Below are 650 nucleotides of genomic sequence, written 5' to 3'. Positions count from 1 at the left end.
CTGCAGAGTCTGCGGTCTACGAGGCGCTGGAAGCCTACATCTCGACGACGTACAACAATGCCCAGGAGGAGCGGCGCACGGCGGTCGGCTTCGTGATGACGACGTATCGCAAGCGCCTGGCCTCCAGTTTTCATGCCCTGAGAATGACCCTTGAAGAGCGTCTTGCCGTGGTACGAGGACAGGCTAGTCTGCCCTTCGATGAACTGCGCTCAAGCGAGGACGCCGAAGACGACATCGACGAGTCCGGCGACGCTGCCGACGAGGAAGCCGTCGACCAGCAGAAACAGACTGCATTGCAGCTCGAGGAACAGGGCGACATCGAGATTTTGCTTGCGCAGGTGCGAAGACTGCCGGTGGACACGAAAGCCGTGCGGCTCGCCGAGGTGCTCCAGTCCCTGCAACGAGGCAGCTACCATGCCACGGACCACTCGCTTCTGCCCGCTTTCCCGCAGGCGATTGTGTTCACCCAATACACCGACACGCTCGATTACCTGCGTGATTTCCTGAGGACACAGGGGTTCTCGGTGCTCTGCTACTCGGGGCGCGGTGGCGAATGGCTACAACCCGACGGTAGTTGGAAGCGCCTGACCCGAGAGGAGACGAAACGGCGCTTCAAGCGGCAGGATGCACAGGTTCTGGTGTGCACCGAC

The 650-nt window shown here is 61.4% G+C and carries 1 pseudogene; it reads left to right on the top strand.

Going from position 1 to position 650, the window contains the following annotated elements:
- Positions 1-650: pseudogene (locus tag E4Q08_RS23550) on the top strand (helicase); the annotation flags it as partial.

The sequence above is a fragment of the Candidatus Accumulibacter contiguus genome (genome assembly GCF_012940005.1).
GTDB lineage: Bacteria > Pseudomonadota > Gammaproteobacteria > Burkholderiales > Rhodocyclaceae > Accumulibacter > Accumulibacter contiguus.
This window is presented reverse-complemented; position numbering and strand designations above follow the sequence as displayed.